Consider the following 13,505-nt stretch of genomic DNA (forward strand, 5'->3'; position numbering starts at 1 on the left):
GTTGTGGGGAATGCGCGAAGGGCGGCCCAGGAATCTCCGGACCGCCCTCAAAGCGTATGCGCTCAGCTGTGGTGCTGTGGCCTCACTGGGCCGCGGCCACCTCGACCGGCTTGATGTTGATCACGTTGCGGCCGCGGCGGGTGCCGAACTCGACGTGGCCCTCGCGCAGCGCGAACAGGGTGTCGTCGCTGCCCCGACCGACCCCGTCACCGGGGTGGAAGTGGGTGCCCCGCTGGCGGACGATGATCTCGCCGGCGTTGACCAGCTGACCACCGAACCGCTTCACTCCGAGGCGCTGTGCCTTGGAATCGCGACCGTTCTTGGACGAGGATGCGCCCTTCTTATGTGCCATGGTTCCGCCTCAGCTCTCGATGCCGGTGACTTTGACCTGGGTGTAGCGCTGGCGATGGCCCTGACGCTTCTTGTACCCGGTCTTGTTCTTGTACTTCAGGATCCGAACCTTCGGGCCCTTGGTCTCGGCCAGCACCTCAGCGGTCACCGACACCTTGTCCAGGGCACCCTTGTCGGAGGTGACGGAATCGCCGTCCACCACCAGCAGCGGCTGCAGCGACACGCTGGAGCCCACCTCTTCGGCGACCTTGTCGATCTCGACAATGTCGCCCACGGCCACCTTGTGCTGGCGGCCGCCACTGCGCACGATCGCGTACACGGCGAACCTACTCTCTGTTGCTGTCTCAAGACTTGTGCACCGCTGCGGTCCCAGGCCCATGGCCAACGGAACTGCGCGCCGTCAAGGCGTACCGGCACCGAGGATTAAGACTACGTGTCCGGGCCCGGACGGTCAAACCGGGGCGCGCACGCCTGTTGCGCCCACGCCCCGGGACCTTTTCTACACGCCCCAGGTGACGTGAAGTTCTTTCGGCCCCTGGGACACCCAGTCCCAGAAGCACCCGTCGGCCGGAGCCTGCGACTGCAGCGCCGGCAGGGCCCGCAGCAACTCCTCCAGCCCGATCCGGCAGACCGCGGTGGCGAAGTAGCCGCCGGGGCAGGCCCGGCGTCCGGTCCCGAAGGCCAGATGCTGGTCGGCGGCCCGCCACAGGTTGAATGTGGTCGGGGTGTCCCAGTGGGTCTCGTCGTGGTTGGCCGACCCGTAGGACTGGATGATCACCGTGTGCTTGGGCACATGGAATCCGGCGATCTCGGTATCGGCGATGGCGACCCGGGGCGTGGAGCACCAGGCGGGGGCGACCCAGCGCATTCCCTCGGCCACCGCGCGCGGGATCAGCGTCGGATCGGCGACCACCGCCGCCAACTGGTCGGGGTCACTGAACAGTCCGACCAGCGTCGCGAACATCGCGCTGCCCGGCTGCTGCATTGCGCACAGCAGGAAGGCGTAGATCGTGGGGTAGATGTGACCCCAGTCCCGGGTCTCGCCGGCGGGCATTCCGTCATGCAGCCAGTGCGAGAGCCACACGTCCTCCGGCGAATCGGTCCAGGTGTCCAGCAGCGGATCGACCGCTTCGCGGATCGCCGTCTTGGCCCGGTCCCCGACCTCGAACCGCCCCTGGTCGAGGAAGCGGCCGTCGTCGTCGACGGCGACGTTGGTATAGGACACGCTCAGCTCATCGGACCAGGTCAGCAGCCGCTCGCAGCTGATGCTGTACAGCCCCATCGCATCGCCCAGCACCCGCACGCTCAGCGGCATGAAGTACTGGCGGACCAGTTCGGCACGGCCGTCCTCGAGGAACCGGGCCAGGCAGTCCCGGGCGATCGGTCGCACCAGGTCATCGACCCAGCGGTCCACCTCGGCCGGTTGCAGACACGGATCCACCATCGCGCGCAGCTCGGCATGGATCGGGCCGTTGGCCCCGAACACCGCCGGGTGCCCGAGCGTACGCCCGCCGGCCGGGGTCGCGACCGCCCCGAAGTCCGGGCTGCCGGCCACCTCACGGCAGACCTCGTGGGAGGTCCCGACCACCGCTCCCAGGTGCGGCAGATGGGCCAGCGGAGCCTCCTTGCGCAGCCGCGCCCAGGCCGGGTACGGATTGCGGTCCCACTGCTCCGCGGTCAGGTCATCGGCCCACGACAGGGTCGGAATCTGAATCTTCATGGAGACTCCTTCCTCCGCGCTAGGGGGTATGACGCAGATCACATAGGCTGGCTGTGCATTCAAGCTACGGAGAACCGCGGAACCGGGAAATACTGAAAGCGCGGGCTGTACGAAAAGCGCGGCGCCGATCGGGGGGAATCAGGCGTCACCAGTCCGCGGAAGCGGATCCGGGGGATCCCGCGGCGTCGCCTGATTGGGGGGATTCCAGTGCACCGCAGTCGTACCCAGAGTTGGGACGGGGCCACCGAACTCACCAGCGCGGCCTATTTCCCCCACCGCCTGGTGCCCAAGGGACACGCCGCGCCCGACTTCCGGATCGCGGCCGTGGACTACGGACCGGTCACGATCGGCCGGGTCAGTTTCGGGGCCGAACTCGCGATCGAATGTGAATATCCCGGCGCGATCGAGATCAACTTTCCGCTCGTGGGCGCGGTGGAGTCCCGGTTGGGGTCGGCGGAGTTCGGTGCGGCGCGGGGGCAGGCGACCATCTTCGACGCCGACCAGCGTCACGACATCACCCGCTGGACGACCGATTGTGAAGTGATTGCGGTCAAGTTCGATGCGGCCTGGCTGCGCGAGCAGGCCGCCCGGGGCTTCGACGCCGGCCCCGGCCTGCAGCTGCCGCATCAACTCGATCTGCGGCGGGCCTCGACCGCGGATTGGTTCCGGTTGCTGCGGGGACTGCACAGCAGCGGGGTGTCCGGCGGGCCGGTGGCGCCGATGCTGGCCGATGCGGTCGCGACCTCGTTCCTGTTGGCTTCGCTGCCGGACCCCGATCACGGCCGGGGCGTCAACGATCGCACCGCGGCCACCGTGGTCCGCCCGGTGCTGGAGGCGCTGGCCGCCGACCCGGGCCGGAACTGGACCGCGCTGGAGATGGCCGAGATCGGTCAGGTGAGCATCCGACGGCTGCAGGAGGCCTTCCGCAAAACGCTCGGCCAAACGCCCCGGCAGAAGCTCCTCGAGCTACGGCTGGAGCACGCCCGGGCCCAATTGCGCGCGGGCCGAGGCAGCGTCACCGAAATCTCGGCCGATCTCGGCTTCAGCAACCCCGGCCGCTTCGCCGCCGCCTATCGCCGGCGGTGGGGCGTCCTGCCCAGCGAGGACGTGCCCCGCTGGGCGCTGCAGCATCCGCCGGGGCGCCAGCGCCTGCTCACGCTGCAACCCGCCTGAGCCGCCGCCGGCGCCGGGTCAGCCGGCGACCAGGTCGCGGGTGCGAGCCGGGGTGAAGCGTTCCCGGAACGTACGCCGGGGCGCCAGCCGCCGCCGTTTCGCCGCGGCCGCGACCCCGTCGACGAACCGGTCCGAACCACACAGGTAGCCGGTCATCCCGCGACAGGTCGACAGATCCTCCAGCAGCCGGTCGGAGACGTACCCCATGCAGCCCTCGTGATGCTCCCGGCTGACCGCCGGGCGGAAGGTGAAGTTCGGGTGCGCCGCGGCGAGGTCGGCCCAGAACTGCTGATCGTAGAGGTACGCGCAGGTGCGTACCCCGTGATAGACGATGACTTCCCGCTCGGGGTTGTCAGCCAGGGCGGCGCGGGCGATCCCCTTCAGCGGGGCGATTCCGGTGCCGCCACCGAGCAGCAACAGTCCCCCGTCGGTGTCGCTGGGATCGTAGACGAAGTCGCCGAGCGGACCGCTCAGTTCGACGCTCTCCCCCACCCGGATCGTCCCGTTGGCCCACTGATCGGAGGCCACGCCCCCGGCTTCGCGACGGATGTGCAGTTCGATCTCGGGGTCGGTGGGTAGGCTGGCGATCGAGTACTGCCGGCGCTCCCCCGGCGCTCCGGGGACGTGCAGCGACACCGACTGCCCGGCGCTGAACTCGAACTCCCGATCCGGGCGCAGGTACACGATGCGGGTGTCCTGGGCGACATCGTCGACCCGGGTCACGATGGCGGTGAAGTCGATCAGCGGATGGTGCACCGCATCGGTGCCGCCGTCGGCGGCCTCGACGGTGACGTCACTGGTGGCGACGGCCTGACAGGTCAGCGTGTAGCCGTCGGCGCGGTCCTGGTCGGTCAGGGTGCTCAGCGGGGAGTCCCGGTGGTCGACCTCCCCGCAGAGCACCTTGAGCTTGCAGGTGCCGCAGGTGCCCTGGTTGCAGGAGTTGGGCATCCAGACCCCGGCGCGCAGCATCGCGTCCAGCATGGTCTGATCGGCGGCGGCGGTGACGGTGTCGTCGCGTCCGGCGATGGTGATGGTGTGCTCGGTCATGGCTCAGACCTCCCAGGTGACGTGCAGTTCCTTGGGGCCACGGAAGCCCCAGCCCCAGAACTCGACATCGGAGTCGGTGTCCCGCTCGAGGTTCGGGATGGATTCGAACAGTTCCTCCAGGCCGATCCGGCAGACCTGATTGGCGAAGTAGATGCCGGCGCAGGCATGGTTGCCGAAGCCGAAGGCCAGGTGCGGCAACGGTTTGCGACGCAGATCGTAGGTCGAGGGGGCATCCCAGCCGGCCTCGTCGTGGTTGGCCGAACCGTAGGACTGGATGATCACGGTGTCCTTGGGGATGTGGAAGCCGCTGACCTCGGTGTCGGTGAGCGCGACCCGGGCCGAGGCGGACCAGATCGGGGAGGTCCAGCGCATCCCTTCGGCAATGGCTTGCGGGATCAGGCCCGGCTCGTCGACGACCGCGTCCAACTGCTCCTGATCGGTGAACAGGCCGACCATCGTGGAGGCCATCCCGTGGCCCGGCTCCTGCATCGCGCCCAGCAGGAACACGTAGATCGTCGGGTAGATGTAGTCGCGGTCCCGGGTCTGGCCCTCGGGCATGCCGTCGTGCAGCCAGTGGGAGATCCACACGTCCTCGGGATCGGTGGTCCACTTGTCCAGCAGCGGGTCCACCGCGGCGCGGATCTCGGCCTTGGCGCGGTCGCCGATCTCGAACCGGGTGTGATCGAGGAACTCGCCGTTCTCATCGACGCCGGCGTTGGTGAACGAGACGCTGAGGGCGTGGAACCATTCGCGGAGTTTGTCCGAGCTGATGCTCTGCAGGCCCATCGAGTCGCCCAGGGCGCGTACGCTCACCGGCTCGAAGTACTGCGAGACCAACTCCGCCGCGCCGTCGTCCTCGAACTTCTCCAGGTAGCTGCGGGCGATCGGGCGGACCAGGTCCTCGATCCAGCGGTCGACCTCCGAGGGCTGCAGGGCCGGGTCGACCATGGACCGCAGGTCGGCGTGCACCTCGCCGTTCACGCCGATCACCGCCGGGTGACCGAAGGTACGCCCACCCGCCGGGGTGATGATGCCGCCGAAGTCCGGGCTCGCGCCGACCGCGCGGCAGGTCTCCAGCGACGTCGCGACCGCGGCGCCGAGAATCGGCAGATGCGCCAGCGGTGCTTCCTTGCGCAGCCGCTCGTAGGTCGGGTACGGATTGCGCTCCAACTGCTCCATGGTGACCTCGCGGGTCCACTCCAGGGTCGGAATCTGCATCGTCATAGGGACTCCCTCGTCCGGACCGGTCTTGTGACCTGAGCCACAATGGGTTACAAGCGAGTACGCTACGAACACCGCGCTGCCCGGTAAATACCGAAAGCGCGGCTGTACGAATAGCGCGGGCCGCCGTCGGCGAAGGAGCCGGCCGGAAGCAAGGGAGCTTCCCGACATCCGCACTGGCACGAGGAGGGCGCCGATGGACCGGAAGGGCAGGACCCGGACCTGGGATGCGGCCCACGAGTTGGCTACCCAGACCTACTTTCCGCATCGGCTGCGTCCGCTGGACCGGCAGGCACCCGACTTTCGGCTGAACGCCATCGACTACGGGCCGGTCACCATCGGCCGGATCACCTTCGGCCGGGATGTCGCGATCCAGTGCGAGTACCCCGGCGCGATCGAGGTGAACTTTCCGCTCACCGGTGGGTTGGAGTCGCGGATCGGTTCGACCGAGGTGTTGTCCGGCGCCGGTCGGGCCACCGTGTTTGCCGCCGGGGAGCGGCACGACATCACCCGGTGGAGTCATGACTGCGATGTCCTGGGCGTCAAGTTCGACGAGGCCTGGCTGCGCGACCGGGCCGCTCGGGGGTTCGGGGTGCACGGTGCGCTCGCGCTGCCCCGCCAGCTCGATCTGCGGCAGGCGCCGACCGCGGACTGGTTCCGCCTGCTGCAGGGATTGCACAGCAGCGGGGCCTCCGGCGGTCCGGTCGCGCTGACCCTGGCCGATGCGCTGGCCACCTCGTTCCTGCTCAGTGTGCTCCCCGAGACCGGGCCGAATCCGGTCGCCGGCGGTCCGGCGGTGGCGGTGGTGCTGGAGGCCCTGGCCGCTGACCCCGGCCGGGACTGGACCGCCCTGGCGATGGCCGAGGTTGCCGGGGTGAGCGTACGCCGGCTGCAGGAGTCCTTTGCGAAGGAGCTGGGGAAGACACCGCGGCAGAAGCTCACCGAGTTGCGCCTGGACCGGGCCCGCACGGATCTGCGCGCGGGTACGGGAACCGTCGCCGAGGTGGCGGCGAACCTCGGCTTCGGGAACCCCGGCCGGTTCGCCGCGGCGTACCGGGAGCGGTGGGGTGTGCTGCCCAAGGAGGACCTGCCCCGCTGAGCCCGGCGGCCACCCGCCTACGCTGAGGGGACCCTCTCACCAACGAAGCGGAGAACCCATGTATCGCCTGCACGTCATCTACGGCCGGCCGACCGACCCGGCTGCCTTCGACGAGTACTACTCGACCACCCACGCGCCGCTGGCCCGGGCCATTCCCGGCCTGCGCGATCTCACCGTGGCCAAGACCGAGTCCCTCGACGGGTCCACGCCCACCACCTACCTGATCGCGACCCTCGACTTTGACTCGCAAGAGGCCCTCGGGGCAGGGCTCAGCTCGGCGGAGGGCCAGGCTGCCGCCGCCGATGTGCCCAACTTCGCCACCGGCGGGGTGACCATGCTCGGTGCCGAGCTGGACAAGCAGCAGCTCGGCTGAGCAACCGACCGTCGTTTTCGGTGCAGCAAAAACTTCCAACTGCCCGCTGACTGGAGCGGAATCGCGTTTTTGGAAATCTGCTGCACCGAAAACGATGATCCCGCCCGGGCGGCGGAACTCAGTCCTGCTGCTCTCCCGCGTCCGCAGCCGACTCGGCCGGGGAATCCTCGGGCTTGGGCTCCTCGGACTTCGAGTCGTTGTGCTCCTCGGAGTCGTCGCCATGATCGTGCCGGTGGCTGCGCCCGCGTCCACTGTCGGACTTGCCGTTCCCGTCGGACTTGCCACCGCGCCCGCGGCGGCCACCTCGGCGGTTGCCCCGATCCCCGCCGTCGGCGGGAGCCTGGGAGTCCACCGGCATGTCATGGATGATGAAGCCACGGCCGTTGCAGCATTCGCACTCTTCGGTGAACGCCTCGGCCAGGCCGGTCCCGATCTTCTTGCGGGTCAGCTGGACCAGGCCCAGGCTGGTCACCTCCGACACCTGGTGCCGGGTCCGGTCGCGGCCCAGGCATTCCACCAGCCGACGCAGCAGCAACTCGCGGTTGGCCGGCAGCACCATGTCGATGAAGTCGATCACGATGATGCCGCCGATGTCGCGCAGCCGCAGCTGACGGACGACCTCCTCGGCCGCCTCCAGGTTGTTGCTGGTGACGGTGGCCTCGAGATTGCCGCCGGCCCCGGTGAACTTGCCGGTGTTGACGTCGATGACGGTCATCGCCTCGGTCCGGTCGATCACCAGCGACCCGCCCGAGGGCAGGAACACCTTGCGCTCCAGGGCCTTGGCGATCTGCTCGTCGATCCGGTACACGGCGAAGGCGTCGCGGGTGTGCCCGTCGGCGTCGGTGCGTTCCCAGTGCTCGATGCGATCACTCAGATGCGGGGCGACGTGCCCGACGTAGGCGGTGATCGTGTCGTAGGCGTCGTTCTGGGTCCCGTTGCCGTCGATGATCAGCTTGCTGAAGTCCTCGGTGAACAGGTCCCGCACGATCCGGACGGTCGCGTCGGGCTCGCTGTACAGCTGCTGCGGCACCGGGCCCGACTTCGACTTCTTCTCGATGACCTCCCACTGGGCCTTCAACCGGTTCACGTCGCGGACCAGTTCCTCCTCGGTGGCCCCCTCTGCGGCGGTACGGACGATCACGCTCGCGTCGGCGGAGATGAGCTCGCCCAGGATCCCCTTGAGCCGCTTGCGCTCGGGCTCGGGCAGCTTCCGGGAGATCCCGGAGAGGTGACCGCCCGGGGAGTAGACGATGTAGCGCCCGGGCAGTGAGATGTGGGTGGTCAGTCGGGCACCCTTCTGCCCGACCGGGTCCTTGGTCACCTGGACCAGGATCTGCTGCCCGGACTTGAGCACCTTCTCGATCTGCTTGGGCTGCCCGCTGCCCCCGAAGGCGTCCCAGTCGAGTTCGCCGGCGTACAGCACCGCGTTGCGGCCCCGGCCGATGTCGATGAAGGCCGCCTCCATCGACGGCAGGACGTTCTGGATCCGGCCCAGGTAGACGTTGCCGATCAGCGAGGTCGCCGACGCCCGGTCGACGTAGTGCTCGACCAGGATGTTGTCCTCCAGCACCGCGATCTGGGACAGCTCCTCGTTCTGTCGGATCACCATGGTCCGCTCGACGGCCTCCCGGCGGGCCAGGAACTCGGCCTCGCTCAGGATGGGCGTACGCCGGCGCCCGGCGGCCCGACCCTCGCGCCGGCGCTGCCGCTTCGCCTCCATCCGGGTCGAGCCGTCGATCCCGGTGACCTCGTCATTGGCCGAAGTGCGGCGCGGCTCCCGGACCCGCACGACGGTGTCGGACGGATCGTCGTCGGAACCGGAGGTGTCCTCACCCCGACGCCGGCGCCGCCGACGCCGCCGCCGACCCTCACCGGAGGAGTCGGAATCACTGTCGGCGTCCTGCTCGTCGGAGTCGGAATCCTCGGCATCGGAATCCTCGGACTCATCCCCGGCGGAGTCCTCGGCGTCGGAATCCTCCGCGCCGTTACCCCCGCGGCGACGCCGGCGACCGCCGCGACGCCGGCGCCGACGCCGCGGCTGGTTGTCGGAGTCCTCCGAGTCCGCCGGCTCATCCTCGGCATCCTCGCCGTCGTCCTCGGTGTCCTCGGACTCGGCGGCATCCTCGTCGCGGCGGGCCGGCGTACGCCGACGCGAACGGGTACGCCCGGACTCGGCGTCGGCATCTTCGTCGGTCTCGGCCGAGTCCGGCTCGCCGGCGTCCTCGGTGGTGTCGCTGTCCGCCTTCGGGGTGGCCGGCACCTGGACGATGCTGAACGGATCGGTGAGGACCCGACGCGTACGCCGGCGCCGCCCCTGGGGCTCGGCCTGCTCTTCGGGCTCGGTCTCGACGCTCGGCGCGTCGAGGTCGTCCTCGGCGGTCATGCCGGCCGCCAGGTCGACCGCGACCGGCTGCGGCTCGCCCTCGGTTTCCTCGGTGGCAGCCTCCTCGGCGACCTGCTCCTCAGCGTCCTGTTCCTCGGCGACCTGTTCCTCGGCGACCGGCTCCTCGACGGGCTGCTCCTCGGCAACCGGCTCGTCGGTCGCCTGCTGCTCGGGGATCTGCTCCTCGGCAGCTTGCTCCGCGGCAACCGGCTGCTCCGCCGCGGCCGGCTTGCGCCGGGGGCGCCGCACCACGGTCCGGGCCTCGGTGGCGACCGCTACCGACTCGTCGGGCATCTGCACGGTGGGCTGCTCGGAAACGGGAATCTCGGGGACATCCACCGGCGGACCGGCCGGTCGGCTCGCCGCCCGGCGGCGTCGCCGCGGGGCGGGCTGGGTGCTCTCGGGGCTGTCCCCCTCGGCAGGGGTGTTCGGCGTTTCGTTGTCGAGCATGTGGCTCCTTCAACCGGCCGGGACCGGTTCGTACGCTGCGCGCGTGCGCAGAAAGCTGGCGGCTCTCGATGTGCGCCGGGCTGGCCGCGGTCGTCATGCGTCGCGGCGGGCTCGCACAGATCTCGGGTTCCTCGAGTGAGGTTCCCGACATCGAAGGGGCACCGGCGGCGCCCCGAAACCTGATGCCAGTGTGCCACAGAAAACCCCGAATGCGGGATCACCGCGGCGTCCCCAGACAGGGGGACGCGCTCAGGCGTCGGCCAACGGGTCCCGCAATTCACCCTCCACCAGGGTTCCCTGAGCCAGTCGATTCACCAGCAATCCGGTCGGCAGCGACCACTGCGGCGCCACCACCGTCAGGGCCTTCAGCACATCATCGGGGCGCACCAGCGGCACCTCGTGGCGAATCAACAGGCGCAGCCGATCCGGTGTTGCCTCCGCCGACAGGACCGGTCCGCGGGCATCGAACTCGCGCAGGCCGTTCTTGGTCATCCGCTCCACCAGCACCTCGCTGCGGCCCAGGAACTCCCGCAGCGGCTCGGTCAGCTCGAGTTCGCGGCCGGGCCAGGTCACTTCCCACAGCGAACCGGTCAACCGGTCGGCCAGCGAGGCACCGCCCCCCTCGGTCACCCGCTCGATCGACAGCCCCGCCGGCAGCGCCTGATCCAGCGCCACGCGGACCCGCTCCGGATCGCACACCTTCGCCAGGCCGATCTCGAGGTACTCCGCCTCGCTGGCCGCCCCGGTCGGCGACGCATTCGCGAACGAGATCCGGGGATGCGGATTGAACCCCGAGGAGAACGCCATCGGAATTCCCGCCCGGCGCAGGGCGCGCTCGAAGGCCCGCCCGAAATCCCGGTGGCTGGAGAATCGGGCCGGGCCGCGCTTGGCGTACTGCACCCGCAATTTCTGGACCGGTGGGGCCTGCTGCTGCGGCGGTTGCTTCTGGGGGGCCATAGCCCGCAAGGATAGCGGCGCCGCACGAGCAGCGTCGGGTCCGGTTCAGAGCGGTTGGACCAAGAGGGCCTGCAGCGAGTTGCCGATCCGACCGTGGGTGTCGAACAGAGTGCCCACGGTCGTGCCCACACCGTCGGGGCCGATCGAGGCCTGCGCGCTCACCCCGATCCACTCGCCCTGCGGACGCCGCTGCAGGTGCACCACCAGGTCGGTGTTCATGAACTGCCACTCCCGCGGATCCAGGACGGCCCCCACACCATTGGCGATGTCGGCGATCATCATCACCCGTTCGGCCGGGGTCGGTTCCTCGCCGGCCACCAGGGGCATCCGCGTCCGCGCCCAGACTGTGCCGTCGGTGTCCTCGCGGCAGTCCAGGGAATCCACGAAACCGCTGGCTCCCCAGGTGTTGGCGAACCACGTCCGGTCGCTCTGCTCGGGAAGCTGTCGCGCCGGGGTGGTGGTCTGGGCGACCGCGGCGGTGTCGCCGATCGCCATCCGCCAGGCCGAGGCCCGCGCCACGACCCGATCGCCGGCGGCCAGTTCCGCCTCCACCAACTGGATCCGGCGCCCGGGCCGGCTGATCCAGGCGCGGGTACGCACCTCACCCAGCGGAACCGCGCCGAGCAGATCGACGGTGATCCGGGCGATCCGGGTGCTCTCACTGCGCTCGTGGCGATCCATCGCCCGGGTCAGGATCGCCGCCGGCGGCGCACCGTGCTGGAAGTCGGGTCCCCACGCGGTTTCGGTGTGCTTGGTGGCGTTGAAAATTTCCCACTCACCGGCAGTGCCGCGTGGCTCGAAATATGCCTCCGACATGGTGACCTCCGCATTTCTTGGACTTACCCCTCGGTAGCGCCCGGGGCACGGGCAGTCTAGTCACCAAACTTGGATTTCCCGGTCCCGCAGGCCAAGGCCGCTCCGCTAGGCTCGCCCCTATGGCCCGACAGTTCCAGTTTCTGAACACCCCCGAGGGGGAGGTCGTGGAGATCGCCGTACGCGGTCGCCAGATCACCACTCGTCCCATGATCAACTTCGGCACTGGGTATACCCGCGAAGAACGCCACGCTCTCGGGCTCAACGGCGTACTGCCGCCCGCGGTGACCCCGATCGAGACGCAGGAGAAGGTCGCCTACTCCCAGTATCAGAAGCAGCCGGACAACCTGTCCCGTTACACCTTCCTGATGTCCCTGCAGGACCGCAACGAGGTCCTGTTCTACCGAGTCCTGGCCGAACATCTCGACGAGATGCTCCCGATCATCTACACCCCGACCATCGGGCAGGCGATCCAGGAGTTCAGCAGCTGGTTCAACGTGCCCCGCGGCGCCTTCTGCTCCATCGACGACATCGACAACCTGGACGAGGCGCTGCGCAGCTCCAACCAGGGCCCCGATGACATCGACCTGATCGTGGTCACCGACTCCGAGGGCATCCTGGGCATCGGCGACCAGGGTGTCGGCGGCATCCGGATCGCGGTCGGCAAGCTGTCGGTCTACACCGCCGCCGCGGGGATCCATCCGCTGCGGGTGCTGCCGGTGGTGCTCGACGTGGGCACCGACAACCTGTCGCTGCTGCATGATCCGACCTACCTGGGGGCCCGGCATGCGCGGGTACGCGGGGAGCGCTACGACGAGTTCGTGGCGGCGTTCGTGGAATCCGCGACCCGGCTCTACCCGAAGGCGATGCTGCACTGGGAGGACTTCGGCGCCTCCAACGCGCACCGGATCCTGGAGACCTACCGGGACCAGCACTGCACCTTCAACGACGACATCCAGGGCACCGCCGCCGTGGTCGCCGCCGCCGTCCTCTCCGCGGTTCGCGCGAACGGGGAACGCCTCAGCGATCAGCGGGTGATCATCCACGGCGCCGGCACCGCCGGGGTCGGCATCGCCGACCTGCTGCGGGAGGAGATGGTCCGCGAGGGCACCGATCCGGCCGAGGCGTACCGCAAGTTCTGGGGCATGGGCAGCCGCGGCCTGATCCACACCGGCGGCAAGATGCGCCCGTTCCAGGAGCCGTACGCCCGCCCCGCCGAGGAACTGCGCGACTGGCAGGTCGCGGTGCCGGGTGAATACCGCCTGCTGGACGTGGTGCAGAACGTCCGGCCGACCATCCTGATCGGCACCTCGGCCCAGCCGGGTTCGTTCACCGAACAGGTGGTCCGGGAGATGGCCGCGCACACCGAGCGCCCGATCATCCTGCCGCTGTCGAACCCGACCAGTCTCGCGGAGGCCAATCCGACCGACCTGCTCGAGTGGACCGACGGCCGGGCCCGGATCGCGACCGGTTCGCCGTTCCCGAAGGTGGAGTACAACGGGGTCACCCACACCATCGCGCAGGCGAACAACGCCCTGGTCTTCCCCGGCCTCGGGCTGGGTGTGATCGCCTGCCGGGCGACCCGGATCAACGACGAGATGATCGCCGCCGCGGCACGAGTGGTGGCCGAGAACACCGATGCCTCGAAGCCGGGCTCCGGCCTGCTGCCGAGCATGGATACCGTCCGGGCGGTTTCGGCGATGGTCGCGGTCGCGGTGGTCGAGGCCGCAGAGAAGACCGGGGTCGCCACGGTGCACCTGGCGAACCCGATCCAGGACGTGTTCCAGTTGATGTGGAACCCGGTCTACCCGAAGGTGAAGGCCGTGGTGAACGAGTTCACCCCGAAGCCCAAGAACCCCAACTGATCGACATCCACCTGATCGACAGCGCACCTGATCGACAGCACACCGGCCGGCCC

Annotated in this window: 12 protein-coding genes; 4 read left to right on the forward strand and 8 right to left on the reverse strand. The window is 69.3% G+C overall.

Annotated features, from left to right (window positions below; genetic code table 11):
- Positions 1-82: 82 nt before the first annotated feature.
- The 3 genes from rpmA to G531_RS0103565 form a co-directional block, all read right to left on the reverse strand.
- Positions 83-352 (reverse strand): 50S ribosomal protein L27, encoded by a 270-nt coding sequence (rpmA, locus tag G531_RS0103555; RefSeq protein WP_026926200.1) that lies wholly within the window; start codon positions 350-352, stop codon positions 83-85.
- Between the two features lie 9 nt (positions 353-361).
- A complete protein-coding gene (rplU, locus tag G531_RS0103560; protein ID WP_026926201.1) occupies positions 362-670 on the reverse strand; it encodes a 50S ribosomal protein L21 in 309 nt (102 codons plus the stop codon).
- A 180-nt stretch (positions 671-850) separates the two neighbouring features.
- Complete coding sequence (locus tag G531_RS0103565; RefSeq protein ID WP_026926202.1) at positions 851-2,071, reverse strand: cytochrome P450; 1,221 nt, start codon at positions 2,069-2,071, stop codon at positions 851-853.
- Positions 2,072-2,278: 207 nt separating this feature from the next.
- Here G531_RS0103565 and G531_RS20170 point away from each other — a divergent pair, with 207 nt between their 5' ends.
- Positions 2,279-3,244: an AraC family transcriptional regulator gene (locus tag G531_RS20170; RefSeq protein ID WP_051214994.1), complete on the forward strand. Its 966-nt coding sequence runs from the start codon at positions 2,279-2,281 to the stop codon at positions 3,242-3,244.
- Between the two features lie 18 nt (positions 3,245-3,262).
- Here G531_RS20170 and G531_RS0103575 read toward each other — a convergent pair whose 3' ends face one another.
- Positions 3,263-4,291, reverse strand: coding sequence for a 2Fe-2S iron-sulfur cluster-binding protein (locus G531_RS0103575; protein ID WP_026926203.1), 1,029 nt, complete (start codon positions 4,289-4,291; stop codon positions 3,263-3,265).
- A 3-nt stretch (positions 4,292-4,294) separates the two neighbouring features.
- Positions 4,295-5,515: a cytochrome P450 gene (locus tag G531_RS0103580; RefSeq protein WP_035757215.1), complete on the reverse strand. Its 1,221-nt coding sequence runs from the start codon at positions 5,513-5,515 to the stop codon at positions 4,295-4,297.
- A gap of 193 nt (positions 5,516-5,708) precedes the next feature.
- On the opposite strand from G531_RS0103580, the gene G531_RS0103585 reads away from it, so the two are divergent.
- Together G531_RS0103585 and G531_RS0103590 are read left to right on the forward strand one after the other, a co-directional pair.
- Positions 5,709-6,611, forward strand: coding sequence for an AraC family transcriptional regulator (locus G531_RS0103585; protein WP_026926205.1), 903 nt, complete (start codon positions 5,709-5,711; stop codon positions 6,609-6,611).
- Between the two features lie 58 nt (positions 6,612-6,669).
- On the forward strand, positions 6,670-6,984 hold the full coding sequence (locus G531_RS0103590; protein ID WP_026926206.1) for an EthD family reductase: 315 nt from the start codon (positions 6,670-6,672) through the stop codon (positions 6,982-6,984).
- Positions 6,985-7,102: 118 nt separating this feature from the next.
- Here G531_RS0103590 and G531_RS20175 read toward each other — a convergent pair whose 3' ends face one another.
- From G531_RS20175 to G531_RS0103605, 3 genes are all read right to left on the reverse strand, one after another.
- Positions 7,103-9,817, reverse strand: coding sequence for an Rne/Rng family ribonuclease (locus tag G531_RS20175; RefSeq protein ID WP_081683792.1), 2,715 nt, complete (start codon positions 9,815-9,817; stop codon positions 7,103-7,105).
- A gap of 249 nt (positions 9,818-10,066) precedes the next feature.
- Positions 10,067-10,774 (reverse strand): TIGR03936 family radical SAM-associated protein, encoded by a 708-nt coding sequence (locus G531_RS20180; protein WP_035757218.1) that lies wholly within the window; start codon positions 10,772-10,774, stop codon positions 10,067-10,069.
- Positions 10,775-10,819: 45 nt separating this feature from the next.
- On the reverse strand, positions 10,820-11,590 hold the full coding sequence (locus G531_RS0103605; RefSeq protein WP_026926207.1) for a thioesterase family protein: 771 nt from the start codon (positions 11,588-11,590) through the stop codon (positions 10,820-10,822).
- Between the two features lie 119 nt (positions 11,591-11,709).
- Between G531_RS0103605 and G531_RS20185 the strand changes: the two genes are divergently transcribed.
- Positions 11,710-13,452 (forward strand): NAD-dependent malic enzyme, encoded by a 1,743-nt coding sequence (locus tag G531_RS20185; protein WP_051214995.1) that lies wholly within the window; start codon positions 11,710-11,712, stop codon positions 13,450-13,452.
- The last annotated feature ends 53 nt before the right edge of the window (positions 13,453-13,505 follow it).

It is taken from the genome of Granulicoccus phenolivorans DSM 17626 = NBRC 107789 = JCM 15570, from assembly GCF_000423085.1.
Taxonomy (GTDB): Bacteria; Actinomycetota; Actinomycetes; order Propionibacteriales; family Propionibacteriaceae; genus Granulicoccus; species Granulicoccus phenolivorans.